Annotated in this window: 16 protein-coding genes and 1 pseudogene; 4 read left to right on the forward strand and 13 right to left on the reverse strand. The window is 62.6% G+C overall.

Annotated elements, in window-relative coordinates; all coding sequences use genetic code 11:
• Positions 1-41: 41 nt before the first annotated feature.
• The 6 genes from ACQ4WN_RS14000 to ACQ4WN_RS14025 all read right to left on the reverse strand — a co-directional run bounded on the left by ACQ4WN_RS14000 (position 42) and on the right by ACQ4WN_RS14025 (position 6,898).
• Positions 42-413 (reverse strand): flagellar protein FlaG, encoded by a 372-nt coding sequence (locus tag ACQ4WN_RS14000; RefSeq protein WP_436552089.1) that lies wholly within the window; start codon positions 411-413, stop codon positions 42-44.
• A gap of 84 nt (positions 414-497) precedes the next feature.
• On the reverse strand, positions 498-2,000 hold the full coding sequence (locus ACQ4WN_RS14005; protein WP_436552090.1) for a flagellin N-terminal helical domain-containing protein: 1,503 nt from the start codon (positions 1,998-2,000) through the stop codon (positions 498-500).
• Positions 2,001-2,339: 339 nt separating this feature from the next.
• Positions 2,340-3,911 carry a GGDEF domain-containing protein gene (locus tag ACQ4WN_RS14010; protein ID WP_436552161.1) on the reverse strand — a complete coding sequence of 524 codons (1,572 nt, stop codon included), beginning with the start codon at positions 3,909-3,911 and terminating at the stop codon, positions 2,340-2,342.
• 201 nt (positions 3,912-4,112) lie between these two features.
• Positions 4,113-4,760, reverse strand: a complete 648-nt coding sequence (locus ACQ4WN_RS14015) for a response regulator (protein WP_034753998.1) — start codon at positions 4,758-4,760, stop codon at positions 4,113-4,115.
• A 30-nt stretch (positions 4,761-4,790) separates the two neighbouring features.
• On the reverse strand, positions 4,791-6,293 hold the full coding sequence (locus ACQ4WN_RS14020; protein ID WP_436552091.1) for a sensor histidine kinase: 1,503 nt from the start codon (positions 6,291-6,293) through the stop codon (positions 4,791-4,793).
• Positions 6,294-6,310: 17 nt separating this feature from the next.
• Positions 6,311-6,898: a hypothetical protein gene (locus tag ACQ4WN_RS14025; RefSeq protein ID WP_436552092.1), complete on the reverse strand. Its 588-nt coding sequence runs from the start codon at positions 6,896-6,898 to the stop codon at positions 6,311-6,313.
• Positions 6,899-7,013: 115 nt separating this feature from the next.
• Here ACQ4WN_RS14025 and greB point away from each other — a divergent pair, with 115 nt between their 5' ends.
• Complete coding sequence (gene greB / locus ACQ4WN_RS14030; RefSeq protein WP_133989807.1) at positions 7,014-7,580, forward strand: transcription elongation factor GreB; 567 nt, start codon at positions 7,014-7,016, stop codon at positions 7,578-7,580.
• 57 nt (positions 7,581-7,637) lie between these two features.
• Here the strand turns inward: greB and ACQ4WN_RS14035 are convergent, their stop codons facing one another.
• From ACQ4WN_RS14035 to ACQ4WN_RS14050, 4 genes are all read right to left on the reverse strand, one after another.
• Positions 7,638-9,911 carry a RelA/SpoT family protein gene (locus ACQ4WN_RS14035; protein WP_436552093.1) on the reverse strand — a complete coding sequence of 758 codons (2,274 nt, stop codon included), beginning with the start codon at positions 9,909-9,911 and terminating at the stop codon, positions 7,638-7,640.
• Positions 9,912-9,993: 82 nt separating this feature from the next.
• Entirely contained in the window at positions 9,994-10,197 is a 204-nt protein-coding gene (gene rpoZ / locus ACQ4WN_RS14040; protein WP_010400723.1) for a DNA-directed RNA polymerase subunit omega, read from the reverse strand.
• Between the two features lie 59 nt (positions 10,198-10,256).
• Positions 10,257-10,895, reverse strand: coding sequence for a guanylate kinase (gene gmk / locus ACQ4WN_RS14045; protein WP_077407781.1), 639 nt, complete (start codon positions 10,893-10,895; stop codon positions 10,257-10,259).
• Between the two features lie 136 nt (positions 10,896-11,031).
• A complete protein-coding gene (locus ACQ4WN_RS14050) occupies positions 11,032-11,922 on the reverse strand; it encodes a YicC/YloC family endoribonuclease (protein ID WP_436478266.1) in 891 nt (296 codons plus the stop codon).
• Positions 11,923-12,198: 276 nt separating this feature from the next.
• Here ACQ4WN_RS14050 and rph point away from each other — a divergent pair, with 276 nt between their 5' ends.
• The 3 genes from rph to hemW all read left to right on the forward strand — a co-directional run bounded on the left by rph (position 12,199) and on the right by hemW (position 14,930).
• Positions 12,199-12,927, forward strand: a complete 729-nt coding sequence (rph, locus tag ACQ4WN_RS14055; protein WP_152284699.1) for a ribonuclease PH — start codon at positions 12,199-12,201, stop codon at positions 12,925-12,927.
• A gap of 138 nt (positions 12,928-13,065) precedes the next feature.
• Positions 13,066-13,659: an RdgB/HAM1 family non-canonical purine NTP pyrophosphatase gene (rdgB, locus tag ACQ4WN_RS14060; RefSeq protein ID WP_436552094.1), complete on the forward strand. Its 594-nt coding sequence runs from the start codon at positions 13,066-13,068 to the stop codon at positions 13,657-13,659.
• Positions 13,656-14,930, forward strand: a complete 1,275-nt coding sequence (hemW, locus tag ACQ4WN_RS14065; RefSeq protein ID WP_436552095.1) for a radical SAM family heme chaperone HemW — start codon at positions 13,656-13,658, stop codon at positions 14,928-14,930. Before rdgB ends, hemW begins: the two co-directional genes overlap by 4 nt.
• On the opposite strand, the gene ACQ4WN_RS14070 is transcribed toward hemW, so the two are convergent.
• The 3 genes and pseudogenes from ACQ4WN_RS14070 to tal form a co-directional block, all read right to left on the reverse strand.
• Positions 14,927-16,102 (reverse strand): tetratricopeptide repeat protein, encoded by a 1,176-nt coding sequence (locus ACQ4WN_RS14070; RefSeq protein ID WP_436552096.1) that lies wholly within the window; start codon positions 16,100-16,102, stop codon positions 14,927-14,929. The genes hemW and ACQ4WN_RS14070 overlap by 4 nt on opposite strands.
• A 224-nt stretch (positions 16,103-16,326) precedes the next feature.
• Positions 16,327-17,539 (reverse strand): annotated as a pseudogene (locus ACQ4WN_RS14075) (methyl-accepting chemotaxis protein); the annotation flags it as partial.
• A 138-nt stretch (positions 17,540-17,677) separates the two neighbouring features.
• Positions 17,678-18,613 carry a transaldolase gene (tal, locus tag ACQ4WN_RS14080; RefSeq protein ID WP_436552097.1) on the reverse strand — a complete coding sequence of 312 codons (936 nt, stop codon included), beginning with the start codon at positions 18,611-18,613 and terminating at the stop codon, positions 17,678-17,680.
• Between the last annotated feature and the right edge of the window lie 98 nt (positions 18,614-18,711).

The raw sequence follows: 18,711 nt of genomic DNA on the forward strand, positions 1-18,711 counted from the left end.
CGTGCTGCCACGATGCTGCAAGTCCATGTGCAACGCCATCGTTATGCGCTTTGACTGATCAGCGAGCCTTTGGCTGAATCAAAGGTCTTGGCCAGTTCCAGCGCTTCCCTGGTGGGTATCTGGCGCAACACTTCCTTGGTTTCCTGGTCGATGACCTTCACCACCGTGCGCTGGCTGTCTTCGTCGATGGAAAATTCAATGCCTTGCGTCTTCATCTGCGACGATTGGTTCAGCGCCGATACCGCCTTGTCCAGCTGTTCCCGGTTGGATTCCTTGCTGGCTTGCTGTGGTGCAACCGTGCCGTTTTCCGTGGCAGCCCGTGGCGCTGCCGGGCGCGCCGGCGCTGTGTCCGTCGCTGCGTAACTCTTGTCCATCCTGGCCGCGGAGGCGGCCGCTATCGTGTCGATAGTCATGGTGCTCTCCTAGTGAAAATTCCCCTGCCGAAAAAATCCGGCAGGGGAATCAGAGTCCTGCGCTGTTGCCTGGCTAATCGGAGATTAGCCGCGCAGCAGGCTCAGGACGCCGTTTGGCAGCGAGTTCGCTTGCGCCAGCATGGCCGTACCAGCTTGTTGCAGGATCTGGCCACGGGTCAGGCTGGCCGTTTCCGAGGCATAGTCGGTATCAACGATGCGGCTGCGCGATGCGGACAGGTTTTCCGTGGTCGATTGCAGGTTGGAAATTGCCGACGAGAAGCGCGATTGCAAGGCGCCGTACTGTGCGCGTTGGCTGTTGACGGTCGACAGGGCGGCATCGGCGATTTTCAGTGCCAGTTGCGCGCCATCAAAGGTGGTGACGTCCAGCGAAGCAACCGATTTCAGGACCGAAGAGGAGCCAGCGGCTGCCGTTGCCAGGCCGGAGCCGGCGGCGCCGGCATCGACGACGGAGAAGCTGCTGTCCGAATCGTAGGTGATGGTGCCGTTGGCCGTGGCCGAAGCGCCCTTGGCATCAACAGCCGCATTTTTCACGCCCTTGGTATCGTAGGTGCTGACCTTCAGGGTGTTCTGGTCGGCAGCCACGGTGATGGCGTCGCCAATCACGATGTCCGAACCGGCGGCGTTGGTCATCTTGATACCGCCGTTCTTGGCGTCGTACTGTGCCGTCACGCCGGTCTTTGCCGATTGGGCATTGATGGCGTTGATGCCTGCGGCGAAGTCGGTGGCGCTGCTAGCGGTGCCGCCGACGGCGAACGAGACGGTGACCGGGTTGGTCGTGGCATTGTTGTCCGAGGCGATGGTGAACGAGTACGATTTGCCACCAACTAATTCAAGATTGGCTTCCGTTTTTGCTGTGGCGGTAACGCCCGTATCCGCAGTTTTCTGGTTGATGCCTGCGGCGATCGATTTTGCCGTGTCGGTTGCGACGGTGTCGAACTTAGCCGAACCCAGCTTGCCGTTGATCGTGATCGCTGCAGTGTTTGCGGTAACGTTGCTGGCTGGTGCGGCAACCGTGCCTGCCTTGGCGGTCACTGCGTCGCTTTGCACGCGGTTATTGCCGTAGGTGTTGGTCAGGAAGTTGGCGCCATTGGCCGAAATCAGCTGGTTGGCGTCAGCGCCGACCTGGAAGTTGGCCGTGCCCATGGTGCCGTCCAACAGCGCCTGGCCGTTGAACGAAGTGGTTTGGGCGATACGGTTCAATTCCGAACCCAGTTGGCCTACCTCGGTTTGCAGCGCCTGGCGGTCGCTCGACGAGTTCGTCGAGTTCGACGATTGCACGGCCAGTTCGCGGATGCGTTGCAGGATGTCGCCCGAGCTCGACAGTGCGCCCTCAGCCGTTTGGGCCAGTGAGACGCCGTCGTTGGCATTGCGGGTGGCTTGCGTCATGCCGCGGATTTGCGACTGCATGCGGTCGGAAATCGCCAGGCCAGCAGCATCATCCTTGGCGCTGTTGATGCGCATGCCTGAGGACAGGCGTTGCAGGGAGGTGGACAGGGACGATTGCGAAGTCGACAGGTTGCGTTGCGAATTCAGGGACGAGATGTTGGTATTAATTACTGCAGCCATGATGTTTCTCCAGACAGGTACTACATTGCGCTATGTGCTAGTCACTTTGGCCTGCCCCGCTGTTCCGGGACAATCAAGCCGCTGTTGTTTAGGGTAACGGTTGCTCTGCGGGAAAATTGATGGCGAAAAGTGCTTTAAATTTTATTTTTTAGCCCTTCAGTTTGTAGCTGGCCGCGCGCTAGGCGGCATGATTTTGGGAAACTTGAGGGTAAAAATAGTTTTATTTTTATATCGCCCGTACGCTATCGGAACGCTGGACGGAGTAGGGTGTTATCGTTTTTGCTATGAAAAATGCCGTCCGGCCGGGTGGCGGGACGGCATTGGCGAAGCGGGCAGGGCTCAGTCCGCCACCACCACGCGGTTCTTGCCCGTCTGCTTGGCCTGGTACATGGCGCGGTCGGCGCGCTTGACCAGCTCGGCCTGGTCTTCGTTGGGCAGGCGCAGGGCCACGCCGGCAGAAAAGGTGATCAGCACTTTTTCGTTGTCGTGCAGGAAGAAATGCCGGGTCAGCTCGCGCTGCAAGCGCGTCATCGTCGAGGCGGCCGCATCGACCGTGGTTTCCGGCAGCAGGATGAGGAATTCTTCGCCGCCGAAACGGGCGATGACGTCCATCGAGCGCAGGGTTTCCTTGACGATTTTTACCAGGTGTTTCAGGGCGGCATCGCCGGCCAGGTGGCCGTACGTGTCGTTCAGGCGCTTGAAATCGTCCAGGTCCAGCATGGCGATGCACAGCGGCGTGCCGCGGCGGTCGGAGCGGGCCGTCTCGCGCTCGAACACATCGTCCAGGCCTCGGCGGTTCAGGCTGCCTGTCAGCTGGTCTTCCCGCACCAGTTCGCTCATATGCTGGAGCTTGGCTTCCAGGGTGTGGATGCGCTGTTCCGCATCCTGCACTTCCTGGCGCGCCAGCACCATCTTGTCGCGTGCGCGCAAGGCTTCGTTCTGCACCATGCGCGTTTCGCGCAAGACTTCGTCGAGAACGCTGTTCAGTTCGCTGATATTTTCCGCCTGGCTGATCTTTTCCGAATAGCCGCCGATCTTTTCATGGAAGTCGCCCGTGCTGGCCGCCACTTGTCCCAGGCGGTCGATGAAGGTCATCATCATGTTCTTCACCGTCAGCTTGACGTCGGACAGGCTGTGCTTGAGCTGGCTCTGCTTGTAGATGACTTCCTTCAGGCTGCGCGTGGCGTCTTCCAGCGCGCGCTGGTCGAGCGGACCGGCGATCAGATTTTGCACGGCATCGACCTGGCCGCGCAGCCAGCTGTCGTCGTCGAGCAATTGGCTGACGTTGTCCAGCAGCAACTTGAACAGGCGCAGCAGCAATTCCTGCTGCTCGGCCGTGTCGCCGCTTTTGAGTTCGATCTGGTAGCACAGCTGCTTCAGACGCAGGGCCGCTTCGTTCAGCGCCTCTTCCGTGTGCGCCAGCTTGATGGCCGCGCCCAGCGATTCGGCTTCTTCCACCAGCGCGGGCGTGCCTGTCAGCAAGGTGGCGACGGCAAAGCCCAGGGTGCGGCTCAGTAATTCACGCAAGGTGCGCGTCTGTTCGCCGTCCGGCAGGGGCGGCAATTCGATGCCGCCGCCTTTCTTGACTTGTTTTTCCGCCAGTTGCGCCAGCGTGCGCGCATAGCTATCCCAGTCGCGCGCTTTCAGGGCGCGCTGGAAGCGCCGGCCAAAGTCGCCCAGTTCGCCCGCCGATTCGCTCATCTTGGCGGCAAATTGCGTCAGGACGTTTTCCGCGCCGCCGTCCAGCGGTGCGCTGGCGGCCAGCACGGCTCCCGGTGCGGCGGGGTTGTCCGCTGGTTCGCTGATGCCGGCGATTTCATTGTAGATATCGCGGTAGGCGCTCGGCGTCGGGGCGATGCGGCGCGTGGCCAGGCGGCGAAACGCTTCGCGCGCGATCTCGGCCGGATTCATCGCCGCACCGGCGGCGGTATTCGTGGTGCCAGCGGGCGCGCTTGCTGGTGGAGATGGCAATTTACTGGACATGTAGACACAGCCTTTTCAGATATTTCTCATTATCCTCATGATATGCGAGTTGGCAAAGAACTTATTGTGCGAGAAGCAAGGAGAAGTCCTGTCAATTCGCTCGATGCCAGCGGGCATGCCGCTTTGCCGTCAATCCACCAACTGGTTGCGGATCGCGTAATGCGTCAGTTCGGCGCTGTTCTTGAGTTTCATCTTGACCAGCAAGCGGGCGCGGTATTCGCTGACGGTTTTTACGGACAATTTGAGCTCTTCGGCGATGGCGCCCACCGCCTTGCCCGAGGCGATCATGACCAGCGTCTGGTATTCGCGGTCCGACAAGGTGTCGTGCAAGGCCGTTTCGTGGTCTTCGCCCACCGTGTTGGCCAGTTCCTGCGCCAGCGAGGCGCTGATGTATTTTAATCCCTGCGCCACCTGGCGGATGGCCGTGACCAGTTCGCGCGGCGCACTCTGTTTCGTCAGGTAGCCGGCCGCGCCCGCCTTGAGCGAACGAATGGCGTACTGGTCCTCGCGGTGCATGGAGAGCATCAGCACGGCCAGTTCCGGCTTTTCCTTCTTGATCTGCTTGAGCACCTCGATGCCGCTGCGGTCGGGCAGGGAGATGTCGAGCAGCAACACCTGGCATTTCGAGCCGCGGAACAGTTTGATGGCGTCGTGGCCATTTTCAGCCTCGCCGGCCACGATGATGTCCTTCGTATCGGCGAGGATTTGTTTCAAGCCCTCGCGCACAATCGCATGATCGTCGGCGATGAATACCCGGATGGTGGCTTTTTCTTTCATGACTGCGTTGTTTCCTATCTAATTCACCCACTAGGCCGTGTCTGGCGGCGACCCGCTGTGCGCGGGCGCACTGGCTGCAGCCGCTATTATCGCCTCTCGCGCTGTGGTTAGCCGGATTTTTATGCTCAGGATGGTGCCGCCATCCGGCCCATCCACCAGGCTCAGGGTGCCGCCCAGCGCGCTGGCGCGTTCGGCCATGCCGCGGATGCCGAACGATTGCGGCTTGGCACGGTCGGACAGGCGCATGCCGACGCCATTGTCGGCAATCGACAGGCTGATATGCTGGCGCTGCCTTGCCAGGCGCACGCTGACCTTGCTTGCCTGCGCATGTTTGGCGATATTCGTCAGCGCCTCCTGGGCGATGCGGAACAGGCTGGTCGCCAGGTCCAGATCCAGTTCGATATGCTGGCGGTTCGAAATGAACTGGCATTCGATGCCGGCCTGGCGCGCGAATTCCTTCACCTGCCAGTCCAGCGCGGCAACCAGGCCCAGGTCCAGCATGGAAGGGCGCAAGTCCAGCGAAATGCGGTGCACGGCGTCGATGCTGCGGTCGACCAGGGCATCGACATAGTCGGCCTTTTCCTGCAGCAACGGGTCGTCCGGCGGCAAGCGGCGCGTCAGCATGGCCAGCGCCATCTTGATCGCCGTCAAATTGCCGCCCAGGTCATCGTGCAGTTCGCGCGCCAGGCGCGTGCGTTCGTGTTCCTTGACCTTGTCGATATGCGCCGTCAGCTCGGCCAGGCGGGCGCGCGACTGGCGCACTTCGATCTGTTCGAGCCGGCTCTCGGTGATATTCGTCATGATGCCTTCCCACTGCACCGTGCCGTCGGCCAGCGCGCGCGGCGTGGAGCGCAGGTTGATCCATTTGACGTCCTTCCACGCATCGATCCAGATGCGGCCTTCCCAGTTCCAGCTCCACAGAGCCGTCTTCGAGGCCTGCATCGATTCGAGATACGAGGCGCGGTCGTCGGCCAGGATCAGCTGGTAGAACAGTTCCGGGCGCGCGTGCAGCTGTGCCGGCGCCAAGCCCAGCAGGGCCTGGCAGCCGTCGCTCAGGTAGGCAAAGGATGCCCGTCCATCCGCATGCAGGCAGAACTGGTACACCAGGCCCGGCGTATTCGAGACGATGGCGTTGAAGCGCGACTGCACCTGTGCCAGGGCGGCGGCCGTCGCCTGCGGCGTGCGCAAGTCTTCGCCTTCGGCCAGGATCAGGGCGCGGCCCTGGTGACTGGCGCGCGACAGGTGCAGGCTGAGCGAATACAGGCTGCCATCGCGGCGGCGCTGCTGCACGTGCAGCAGGGCTTGCGCGCCGATGCTGTCGTCCAGGGCGGCCAGCACACCGGCCAGCTGCTGCGCGTCGAGCTGTGGCGCCAGGGTGAAGGGCGTCATCGCCAGCAATTGCTGGTGTGCAAACTGCAAGTTGTCGCAGGCGGCATCGTTGGCGTCCAGCAATTGCCAGCTGGCCGCGTCGTACAGGTAGATTTCCGCTGCCGCCGCGCGCATGGCGGGCGCCAGCCAGGGAGTGTCGTGCATGGCGTTGCCTTTCTTCATCAGCGGCGGGCGCGCCAGAAGGCGGCAAAGCGGCGCAGCACCCTGGCGGGGCGGGAATTATGACGGCTTGGCGTGCCCTTGCGCAAGCGCTGCCACCAGGCGCGGCGGGCGCGGCCCAGCGCGGCCGACAGGCGGCTGACGCGGCGCCAAGGACGCGTGGCGCGCAGGCGGGCGATCCAGCGGTCCTTGGTTTCCATGAACAGGCCATGCCAGCGCGCAAACCACGGCAAACTGAGCAGGGTAGGGCGCGTCAGGCTGTACAGGCAGGCCACGGCGGCCGCGCCGCCCAGCTTGGCGATGACGATCACGCCGATGCCGGAAAACGCATGGCCGCGCGCGATCGCCAGCAGGGCCAGCAGCTTGACGGGAAACAGCAGCACGGCCGGTAGCACGAAGACGGCCAGCGCCCAGTACGGCGGCAGTCGCTTGATCCACGCTTCCAGCGCATGCAGGGGCGGAAATTGTGCCACCACCTGCATGATGCGCGCGCCCGTCGCCCACAGCCATTCCTCGATCAGCAGGAAGATGGCGGCCAGGTAGACCAGCGGCGCGAACAGCCAGCGCCTGACTCTGTAGAATTTTTTCATCCGTCTCCGTGTGCGGCGCAGGTTTGCCGCGATTGCCCCGATGATACGTCAAAAAAGCCTGCCTGCCCGTGCATCCGGTGTGCCGGTGGCTGCCTGGCAGGGCTACAATAGGCAGATGAATAAAGCCTTTGTAAAAGAATCCGACAACGACGACGATGAAGAAGCGGCCGCGCTGGCGCTGGCCATTCCCGCCGGCGCCAAGAACTACATCACGCCGGCCGGCTACCAGCGCATCAAGGAAGAGTTGCTGCAGCTGATCGACGTCGATCGTCCGGAAGTGGTGCGTATCGTGCATTGGGCGGCGTCGAATGGCGACCGTTCGGAAAATGGCGACTATATCTATGGCAAGCGGCGCCTGCGCGAAATCGACCGCCGCATCCGCTTCCTGACCAAACGCATGGACCTGGCCGCCATCGTCGACCCCAGCGTACACCATGGCAACGACCAGGTGTTTTTCGGCGCCACGGTAACCTACCGCACCAGCGACGGCGAAACGCACACCATCACCATCGTCGGCATCGATGAATTCGACCCCCTGAACGGCAAGATCAGCTGGGTCTCGCCGATGGCCCGCACCATCACCAAGGCGCGTGAAGGCGACGTGATCACCCTCAACACGCCGCTGGGCGAGCAGGAACTGGAATTGCTGGAAGTGACGTATCCGGCGCCGGGGGAGACTTGAGCTGATGTTCGGCGCATGAAAAAACGGCTGGGCAGAGAAATCTGGCCAGCCGTTTTTTTAATTGCGTTCGCGTAATATCCTATTGACACCAGCGACCCGGCGCACATTGCGCAGCAGGGCGGCCAGGTGGACGCGATCCTTGACCTGCACGGTGAAGCGCAGCTGGTCGAGGACGTTGTCCTTGTCTTCGTCCATGCCCACATAGATGATGTTGGCGTCCGATTCGCCGATTTCGGCGGCGACTCTGGCCAGGATGCCCCGTTCGCTGTTGATCAGCACCTTGATGCGGCAGTCGAAGCGGCGGTTCAGTTCGGTTCCCCAGCGTACGGCGATCCAGCGGTCCGGTTCCTTGGCGCGCTGGCGCTTGGCTTGCGAGCAGTCGCTGGTGTGCACGAGCAAGCCCTGGTCGCGGCGCAGCTGGCCGATGATCTGGTCGCCTGGAATCGGCAAACAGCATGGCGCCAGCTGCACGGAGACGCCTTCGCTGCCGCAGATGGTGACGGGGTCGAGTTCGTTGCCGCTGTTGTGCTCCACGGGCATGCTGGCCGCTTCGCCGCCGATCAGACCAAAAATGTGGCGTGCCACCAGGGTGGCCATGCGCTTGCCGATGCCGATGTCCGCATACAGCTCATCCATGGAATTGGCGCTCGATTCGTTGAGCAGGCGTTCGACCAGTGGCGCCGGCAGGTCGGCGTCGATATTCAGCGTCTGCAGCGCCTGCGACAGCAATTGCTGGCCCAGGGCGATCGATTCGGGCAGGTTGATCGTGCGCAAATGGTGGCGGATGGCCGAACGGGCCTTGCCGGTGCGCACGAACGACAGCCAGGTGGGGCTGGGGCGCGACGAGGAATCGGTGATGATCTCGACGATATCGCCATTGTGCAGCTCGGTGCGCAGCGGCGAGGTTTCGTTGTTGATCTTCACGGCTACGGTCTGGTCGCCGATGCCCGTATGGATCGAATAGGCGAAGTCGATGGCCGTGGCGCCGCGCGGCAGGGCAATGATCTTCGACTTCGGCGTAAACACGTAGACGGAATCGGGGAACAGGTCGACCTTGACGTGTTCGAGGAATTCGGCCGAGTCGCCCGTCTGCTGCTGGATGTCGAGCAAGGATTGCAGCCATGCATGGGTGCGCTGCTGCAAGTCGGACGGGTTCGATTCGCCACTCTTGTACAGCCAGTGCGCCGCCACGCCGGATTCGGCCGTACGGTGCATTTCCTGGGTGCGGATCTGGAATTCGACGGGGGTGCCGTAGGGGCCGATGACGGTCGTGTGCAACGACTGGTAGCCGTTCAGCTTGCGGATCGCGATGTAATCCTTGAACTTGCCCGGCATGGGCTTGTACAGGCTGTGCAGGGTGCCCAGGGTCACGTAACAGTCGGCAAAGCTGCCTACCACCACGCGGAAGCCGTACACATCCAGCACTTGCGAGAAAGACAAATGCTTGCTGCGCATCTTTTTATAGATGTCGTACAGGGTCTTTTCGCGGCCCGTGACGTCGGCCTCGAGTTCGGCCATGGAGAGGGTGCTTTTTACCGCTTCCATGATCTTGTTGACCACTTCGCGCCGGTTGCCGCGCGCCGCCTTGACGGCTTTCGCCAGGGTGCGGTAGCGCATCGGGTACAGGTGCGAGAATGACAGATCCTGCAGCTCGTGGTAAATGTTGTTCAGGCCAAGGCGGTGCGCGATCGGCACATACACTTCCATGGTTTCACTGGCGATGCGGCGTTTTTTTGCCGCCGTCATGAAGTCCAGCGTGCGCATATTGTGCAGGCGGTCGGCCAGCTTGATCAGGATCACGCGCACATCGGACGCCATGGCCAGCAGCATCTTGCGGAAGTTTTCCGCCTGCGCTTCGATCTGGCTCTGGAATTCGATCTTTTCCAGCTTCGACAGGCCGTCGACCAGGTGCGCCACGGGCGCGCCGAAGCGCTCGATCAACTCTTCCTTCTTGACGTCCTGGTCTTCCATGACGTCATGCAGCAGGGCGGCCATGATGGCTTGCGCGTCGAGCTTCCAGTCGGCGCAGATTTCGGCGACAGCGATCGGATGCGAGATATACGGCTCGCCCGAGCGGCGCATCTGGCCCAGGTGCATTTCGTCGGAGAAGCGGTAGGCTTCCTTGACTTTTTTCAGGTCGGCGGGGGACAGGTATTCGGCCAGCTTGTCGGCCAGGTGGCTGACGGAGGCGACGCCCGGTGCAGGCGCTGCGGAGGTGCCGCTGCCGGACGTGCCGGTGCCGGGCGCAGAAGCACCCTGTGGTTTTGCCGCCTGGCGCGGGGCCAGGGGCGGCAGTGCTGCAGAAGTCGTGTCGGCTGGGGTCAGACTCATAAAACGTCGCGTTGCTTTACAGTGTGAATAAAGGATACGGTAGAACCAGGGGTCAGCACTGTTCCGGCACGCGGGTTCCGAATTACATCGGGACCTTTTTCAGCATTTCGATGCCGACTTTACCGGCAGCGATTTCACGCAGCGCGACAACGGTAGGCTTGTCCTTGGCTTCCACCTTTGGGGTGTGTCCTTGCAACAACTGACGTGCGCGATAAGTCGCAGCCAGGGTCAGCTGGAAACGGTTAGGGATCTGCTTCAGGCAATCTTCGATTGTGATACGGGCCATAGTAACTCCTAAATTGTATGCGTGGTGCGTGGCGCTGTGTGAACTGGCGTGCAGACTGGTTACTCTGCGTGCAGGCCCAACTGGGCGAATAGCGATGCGTTGCGGGCCGCTTGTTGCGCAAACCGGCAACGGGCCGCTCTCACGATCGCGCTCAGTTCGGACAAAGCGACCGTAAACTCTTCATTGATAATAACATACTCGAACTCGGGAGCGTGTGCGATTTCGCCGCCAGCCGCCAGCAGGCGGCGCGTGATCACATGCGGCTCGTCCTGGCCGCGCTTGTTCAGGCGCTCTTCCAGCGCATCGATCGATGGCGGCAGGATGAAAATACCGGCGGCGCGGGGGAATTGCTTGCGCACCTGGCGCGCGCCCTGCCAGTCGATTTCCAGCAGGATGTCGGTGCCGGCCAGCATTTGCTGTTCCACCATGATGCGTGAGGTGCCATAGTAATTGCCATGCACTTCCGCCCATTCCAGGAATTCGCCCTGGTCGGCGCGCGCGACAAAGTCTTCCGCCGTCGTGAAATAGTACTCGCGGCCATGCTGCTCGCCCGGACGGGGCGCGCGCGTGGTGGTCGAAATCGACAGTTTGATGCCGGGCTCTTGCGCCAGCAATGCATTGACCAGTGTCGATTTGCCGGCGCCCGATGGTGCGGCGACCACGAACAGGCTGCCGGAGAAGGCGGTAGGGTGGCTCATGCGGATCTTTCAATAATCGTGTTGTTGGCGCCGATGCTCGCGCAGGCGGCGCCCAATCCGCTATTTTACCAAGAGGCAAGGCTGTGAGCCAGTCCCAATGAGGCCGGCATGGCCGGCGCCTGGCGTGGCTGGCGGCTTACTCCAGGTTCTGCACCTGTTCGCGCATCTGCTCGATCAGCAGCTTCAAGTCCATCGAGGCGTCGGCCAGTTCCTTGACGGACGCCTTGGCGCCCAGCGTGTTGGCTTCGCGATTGAGTTCCTGCATCATGAAGTCGAGGCGCTTGCCCACTTGCCCGCCCTTGGTGAGGATGTGGCGCGTCTCGCCCAGGTGGGCCGACAGGCGCGCCAGTTCTTCCGACACATCGATGCGGATGCCATACAAAATGACTTCCTGGCGGATGCGCTCCATGGCGTCCTGGCGCGACAGGGCCGAATTCGAGCCCTGGCTGGCCAGGCCCAGCGCATCCTGCATGCGCTCGATGGCTTTTTGCTGGAAGGCCGCCACTACTTGCGGAATCAATGGCGTGATGCGCTTGACGATGGCTTCCATCGCTTCGATGCGCGACACCAGCACCGCTTCGAGTGCCGCGCCTTCGCGCTTGCGGCTGTCGACGAAGGCCGCCACCGTGCGTTTGGTCAGCGCGCCCACGTCCGCCTGCAAGGATTCTTGCCCCACTTGCGCTTCTTCGATGATGCCCGGCCAGCGCAGCAGTTCGGCCACCGTCATGACGGGGGCGGAGACAAAATGCTGGCCCACTTCGTTTTGCAGGCGCGCCAGTTCGGCCAGCAGGGGCAGGTTCAGCGCCTGCGTGCCGTTTGTGGCGGCCTTGCGGCCAAAGCTCAGGCGTACCTCGACTTTGCCGCGCGTGATGGCAGACATGACGGCGGCGCGCAAGTCAGGCTCCAGCGCCCGCAGATCGTCGTTGATACGGAATTGCAGGTCGAGAAAGCGCGAGTTGACGCTCTTGATTTCAATTGTCAGTGTGCCTGCAGCACCTTCGCTGGTGGCAACCGCGTAGCCTGTCATGCTTGAAATGCTCAAAGGATTCCCCGATTTGATCTTGTATATAGTCACTTATACACTTAATCAGCCAGCGCAGGCAATACCGCCCGCGCCGCAAAACAGGACCGAAGAGGGCGATGGCCTGAAAATTGCTGAATAATGTGCGTTTACGGCATTGTAAAGAAAATTGTGTTTGGCGGGGCAGGATTGTATGGATCTTGTGCGCGGGCCACCCTGCGTCGGGCCGTGGTGCCGCAGTGGTAAAATCGCGGCCGCAACCCCAATCACACAGGACACCCCATGACATTTGAATCCCGCCCGAGCGGCCGCGCCGTCGACGCGCTGCGCGCCATCCGCATCACCCGCCAGTACACCAAGCATGCCGAAGGCTCGGTGCTGATCGAATGCGGCGACACCAAGGTCATCTGCACCGCCAGCATCGAAGACAAGGTGCCTGGTTTCCTGAAGGGCAAGGGCCAGGGCTGGTTGACGGCCGAGTACGGCATGCTGCCCCGCTCGACGCACACGCGCATGGACCGCGAAGCGGCGCGCGGCAAGCAGTCCGGCCGCACGCAGGAAATCCAGCGCCTGATCGGGCGCTCGCTGCGTGCCGCCTTTGATCTGCAAGCCTTCGGCGAACGCACCCTGCACCTCGATTGCGACGTGATCCAGGCCGATGGCGGCACGCGCACGGCCTCGATCACGGGCGCCATGGTGGCCGCGTATGACGCGTTTTCCCAGTTGCAGGCGCGCGGCGCCATCGCCGCCATCCCCGTGAAAAGCTTTGTCGCCGCCATCTCGGTGGGTGTCTACCAGGGCATGCCGGTGCTGGACCTGGACTATGTGGAAGATTCGGGCTGCGACACGGACATGAACGTCGTGATGACGGAAGCGGGCCACTTCATCGAAGTGCAGGGCACAGCCGAAGGCGCCGCCTTCGACCGCGCCGGCATGAACCGTTTGCTGGACCTGGCGCAGGGTGGCATCGCCGACCTGATCGTCATGCAGAAGCAGGCGCTCGGTCTGTAATCTTTACGTAGATTTACGTCCTGTCGCCCGCCGCGCCGGGCAAAAAGCCCACACCTGCCGCCGTTGAGCGTGGCAGTGGGCCAAGGTGGGGGCAGCGCAAAGGGTTTACAATGTCGGCACTTCAACCGGACTACTGACATGACCCAACGCCTCATCCTCGCCTCCAACAACGCCGGCAAGCTCAAGGAATTCAACGAGCTGCTCTCGAGCATCGGTTTTTCTGTCCACGCCCAGGGCGAATACGCCGTGCCGGAAAGCGACGAACCGTTTCACACCTTCGTGGAAAACGCCCTGCAAAAGGCGCGCCACGCGTCACGCCTGACAGGCTTGCCGGCGCTGGCCGACGATTCGGGCGTGTGTGTCAATGCGCTCGGCGGCGCGCCCGGCGTGTACTCGGCCCGCTATGCGGGCGAGCCAAAATCGGATGCCGCCAACAGCGCCAGACTGATCGCCGACCTGGAGGCGCATGCCGACAAGTCCGCGTATTACTACTGCGTGCTGGTGTACGTGCGCCATGCGGACGACCCGCAACCGGTGATCGCCGATGGCCGCTGGAATGGCGAAATGATCGCCACGCCGCGCGGCAACGGGGGCTTTGGCTACGATCCGCATTTCTTTATTCCCGCGCTGGGCAAGTGCGCGGCCGAACTGACGTCCGATGAAAAGAACGCGCTGTCGCACCGTGGCCAGGCCCTGCGCGCGCTGGTCGACAAGCTGCGGACCCTGCGATGATCCCGATCAAACTGGTGGGTGCCGTTGCCAAATCTGCAGCGAAGCCAGGAGCCTCGCCCGCTCCGCAGGACGGCATTTCCGGCGCGGCGGGAGCGGCGCTGAAATACCTGCAGCCGGGCGCGCTGAACCTGGCGGCCCTGCCGCCGCTGTCGCTGTACATCCATTTCCCGTGGTGCGTGAAAAAATGCCCGTATTGCGATTTCAATTCGCACGAGGTGCGCGGCGACTTGCCGGAAGCGGAGTACCTGGCCGCGCTGCGCCTGGACCTGGAAATGGCGCTGCCGCTGATCTGGGGCCGCAAGATCCACACCATCTTCATCGGCGGCGGCACGCCCAGCCTGATGTCGGCGGCGGGGCTGGACCGCCTGATGTCGGACGTGCGCACTTTGCTACCGCTCGACGGCGATTGCGAAATCACCATGGAAGCCAATCCGGGCACCTTTGAAGCGGAAAAATTCAAGTCCTACCGGGCCAGCGGCATCAACCGCCTGTCGATCGGCATCCAGAGCTTCAATGGCCGCCATTTGCAGGCGCTGGGGCGCATCCATGACGACAATGAAGCGCGCCGCGCGGTGGACATCGCGCACGCCAACTTCGATAATTTCAATCTCGACCTGATGTACGCGCTGCCCACGCAAACCCTGGCCGAGGCGCAGCAGGACCTGGAAACGGCGCTGTCGTTCGCGCCGCCGCACCTGTCGCTGTACCACCTGACCCTGGAACCGAACACCCTGTTCGCCAAGTATCCGCCGGTGCTGCCGGACGACGATGAAAGCGCGGACATCGCCGACATGGTGGCCGCGCGCGCGGCGCAGGCTGGCTATGGCCGCTACGAGGTGTCGGCCTATGCGCAGCCGGGCCGCCAGGCCCGCCACAACCGCAATTATTGGGAGTTTGGCGACTACCTGGGCATCGGCGCTGGCGCGCATTCGAAGATATCGTTTCCGCACCGCGTGCTGCGCCAGGCCCGCTACAAGCAGCCGCGCGCCTACATGGACGCGGTCCTGGCCGGCGCGCCGGTGCAGGAAGAGCGCGAACTGGCGCGCGAGGAGATGGGTTTTGAGTTCATGCTCAACACTTTGCGCCTGACGCAGGGGTTCTCGCCCAACCTGTTCGCCGAGCGCACAGGCCTGACCATCAACGCCATCGACAAGCCCCTCGATGCGGCCGAAGCGAAAGGCTTGCTGTACCGCGACCACCAGGTCATCCGCCCGACAGAACTGGGATTGTGCTTCCTGAATGACCTGCAGCAGATGTTTTTGGAAGATTAATGCGTGGGGATGGCGCGCAGGCGCTGCAGCTTGGCCGCATAGAGAGTGTGGTCGCTGCGTGTGATGCTGTTGCTCATCGCCAGTTCCAGCTGCTTGCCGGCCTGCTCCAGCTGGCCCAGGCGCGCATAGGCTTGCGCCAGCCAGAAGTGGAATTCGTGGTAGTACGGGTCGCGCGCGATTTCACGTGAAAACAGCTGTATTGCCTGCACGTAATCGTTTTTCTGCATGGCCGCCTTGCCCAGGTTGAAGTAATGGAAAGGCGGCTGCGGCTGCAGCGCCAGCAGGCGCCGGCGCAGCGGCAGCGCTTCATCCGGCAGGCCAGCCGCTTCCAGCGCTTGCGCCAGGTTCGACAGCAGCACCGTGTTGTCCGGCGTGCGCGTCAGCGCATGGGCGAAAGTGCGCCGTGCTTGCGCCAGGTCGCCATGGCGGAACTGGATTACGCCCAGGGTGTTGTAAGCGCCGCTGTACGAGGGGTCCTGCAGCAGCGCCGCCCGGGCCCACCAATACGCCTGGTCCAGCTGGCCTTCACTCATGGTTTCCGCCGCGCGGTTGTTCATGTACATGGCGAGCATGGTCGCTTCGTCGAGTTCTCGCGTGCGGTAGCCGCCGATCTCCGCGGACGGCAGGAAATCAATCACCATCATGCCCTTGGCATCGTACCTGCCGGATGTGTCGTCCAGCCGCTGGCCCAGCACCAGATTGACGTGACCGGCGACGAAATACATGTCGCCGCTGCGGCTCCAGCTTTCTTCACCGAGTACCTCCTGGTAGCGCACCTGCAAGCCCATTTCATGTGCCAGCGCCGCCGTCATGATCACCAGCGACAGGCAGTTGCCCTGGCGCGCGGAGAACGTTTCGCGCGCATTGCGCGTCATGGCCGCATCGTACTCGAGTTTCAGTCTGCTCTTGTCGTACAGGGCGTCATACAGGGCCGCGCGGTCATTCTTGTTGCGCGCTTCGCGCCGCACTTGCGTGCGCACATACTGGCGCATGGTCTCGTCGATGGCAAAGACCTGGCTGGCGTCGATGGCGGCGGCCGGCGCAAAATCGCTGTCGTTGAAGATGGGGGGCAGGCTGGCGGGCGGTGCTACGCTGCAGGCCACCAAAGCGCCGCACAGCAGGGCGGCGCCCAGGCGCTTGAAGCAAGAGGCGAAAACAAGATAGGGGCGCATGGTCTCTCCCTGGAGGCGCCGGCTGTCTCATGTCGCGGTGGCGCGCCAGTCCCACCTGAAACCAGTATCGGCGCGCCTGGCGCCGCTGTCAAATAGTTTCAAGTGCCTTGCCGCCGCCGGCACGGCGCTTGAAGCGGGGCTTAAACCTGCGGGCTTAAAACGCTTCCCAATCCTGGTCGCCGGCGATGTGCGATGGTGTTTTGCGCGCCGCGGCACTGGCCGCCTTGGGCGCTGCCGGCCGTGATCTCGGCCATGATGTCGGTGACGCGGCGCACGCTGTCGACCACCTCGCTCATGGTGCTGCCAGCCTGTTGTGCCAGCCGCGTGACGTTGTTGACCTGTGCCACCGAGTCGCCGATCAGGATCTTGATTTCGCGCGCCGCTTCGACGGCCGCGTTCAATGCCAGGATATTCGTCTGGAAGGCGATGCCGTCGATGACGCCGATGACGCCGATGGTGTCGACCACCTGGCTGACGATGCTGCCGCCCCGTTCGGCCACACCCGCAGCGGCGGGCGCCATCTGGTTGGCCTGGCGCGCATTGTCCGCATTCTGCTTCACGGTGCTGGTCAATTCTTCCATCGACGACGCCGTCTCTTCCAGCGAACTGGCTTGCTGTTCGGTGCGCGCCGACAAATCCTGATTGCCGGCGGCGATTTCGCCCGATGCCGTGGCGATGGCGTTGGTGCCCGTCTGCACTTCCGACACCACCTCGCGCAGTGCCTCGTTCATGCCGTGCAGCGCGCGCATCAGGTCGCTGATTTCATCGCTGGCTGCCGTCGAAATGCGTGCGCAAGTCGCCCGCAGCGACCGTCTCGGCCACCTTTACGGCCGCCTGCACGGGCGCGTTGATCGAGCGCGTGATCAGCCAGGCGCAGCTGCTGCCCAGTGCCACCACCAGCGCGCACAGGATCAGCAGCAGGGTGAAGCTGCGCCAGCAGGGCCTTGACGTTGTTCTGGTACCTGGCCGCCGCCGGGGCAAAGCTGTCGCGGTAAGTACTTTCCGCCTGGGCCGCGTTGCCGCCCTTGCGCGCGTTCATCACCAAGGTCTTGGCATCCTGGTATTTGACGCGCTCCTCGACGGAGGCCTTGAAGATGGCCTTTTCTTCCTCGCTGACGAGCAGGGTTTCGATTTTCTTCAGCAGTTCGCTGCCTTGCTTGGTGCTGTCGGCGATGGTCTCGGCAAACACGCCCGACAGGGTTTCATGCGTGTTCCTGGCGATCATCGAGGCGCGCGCGATGGCCGAATCAGCACATGCCAGTCCGATACCAGGCGTTCCATGGCCAGCGGTTTTTGCATCATTTCCCGGGTCACTTCCGCATTCACGCGGGCACTGTACAGTGCGTATGAGGTGGCGATCACGGACAGCCGCAGCACCAGCGCGAAGCCTGCTGCCAGGCGCTCGCTTTCCGCGATGGCGCGGCCCCAGTCGCGCATGCGGGCCGCGTGATCCTGACCATCATGGGGGAGTCGCGCCGGTCGCGCCATTTCCCCGGCCGCGCCTGACCGCGATGCCATGCAAAAAGCGGCGCCGTGCAATGCACGGACGCCGCTTTTTGCAGGGGGGGGCAGTGACTAACGCAACGCTGCGATCATCTGTTTCAGCTTGCCGGAATCGACGCAGAAGGCGCGGATGCCTTCGGCCAGTTTTTCCGTCGCCATCGCGTCTTCATTCATCATGAAGCGGAAGGCTTCTTCGTTCAGCGACATGTGCACGATGTTGGTCGATGGCGCCGCTTCGGCGCTCAGCTTGCGCTCCACCGGCGCATCGCTGTCGGCCAGCTTTTGCAGCAGGTCGGGACTGATGGTGAGCAGGTCGCAGCCGGCCAGTTCAAGGATTTGCGAGGTGTTGCGGAAGCTCGCGCCCATCACCTCGGTCTTGTAGCCGAACTTGCGGTAGTAATTGTAGATGCGGCGTACCGATTGCACGCCCGGGTCTTCCGCGCCCATGTAATCGATGCCCGTCGATTTCTTGTACCAGTCGTAGATGCGGCCGACGAACGGCGAAATGAGCTGGGCGCCCGCTTCGGCGCAGGCGATGGCCTGCGCCAGCGAGAACAGCAGGGTCATGTTGCAGCGGATGCCTTCCTTTTCCAGGATGGCGGCGGCGCGGATGCCTTCCCAGGTCGAGGCGATCTTGATCAGCACGCGCTCGCGGGCAATGCCGGCGTTCGAATACAGGGCGATCAGGTCGCGGCCCTTGGCCACCGTGCCTTCCGTGTCGAACGACAGGCGCGCATCGACTTCGGTGGAGACGCGGCCGGGAATGGTTTGCAGGATTTCCACGCCAAACGCGATCAGCAGGCGGTCGATGATTTCCGCAGTGGAGGCGTTCGGATGGTCGCGTACGGCCTTTTCCAGCAGCGGCTTGTATTCATCCTTCTGCACGGCTTTCAGGATCAGCGAAGGATTCGTCGTCGCGTCGCGCGGCGTGTAGGCCTGAATCGATTGGAAGTCGCCGGTGTCGGCCACCACGGTAGTAAATTGCTTCAGTTGTTCGAGTTGGTTCATGGCTGCACGGGAAAGAGGGAAAGGGCTTGCCAGGCTATTGTACATAATCCGGGGCGTGGTTCAGTCCTTTTGGTGCGGAAGAAATGCAGTGGCAGGAA

The organism is Janthinobacterium pasteuri, from assembly GCF_051380775.1.
GTDB lineage: Bacteria > Pseudomonadota > Gammaproteobacteria > Burkholderiales > Burkholderiaceae_D > Janthinobacterium.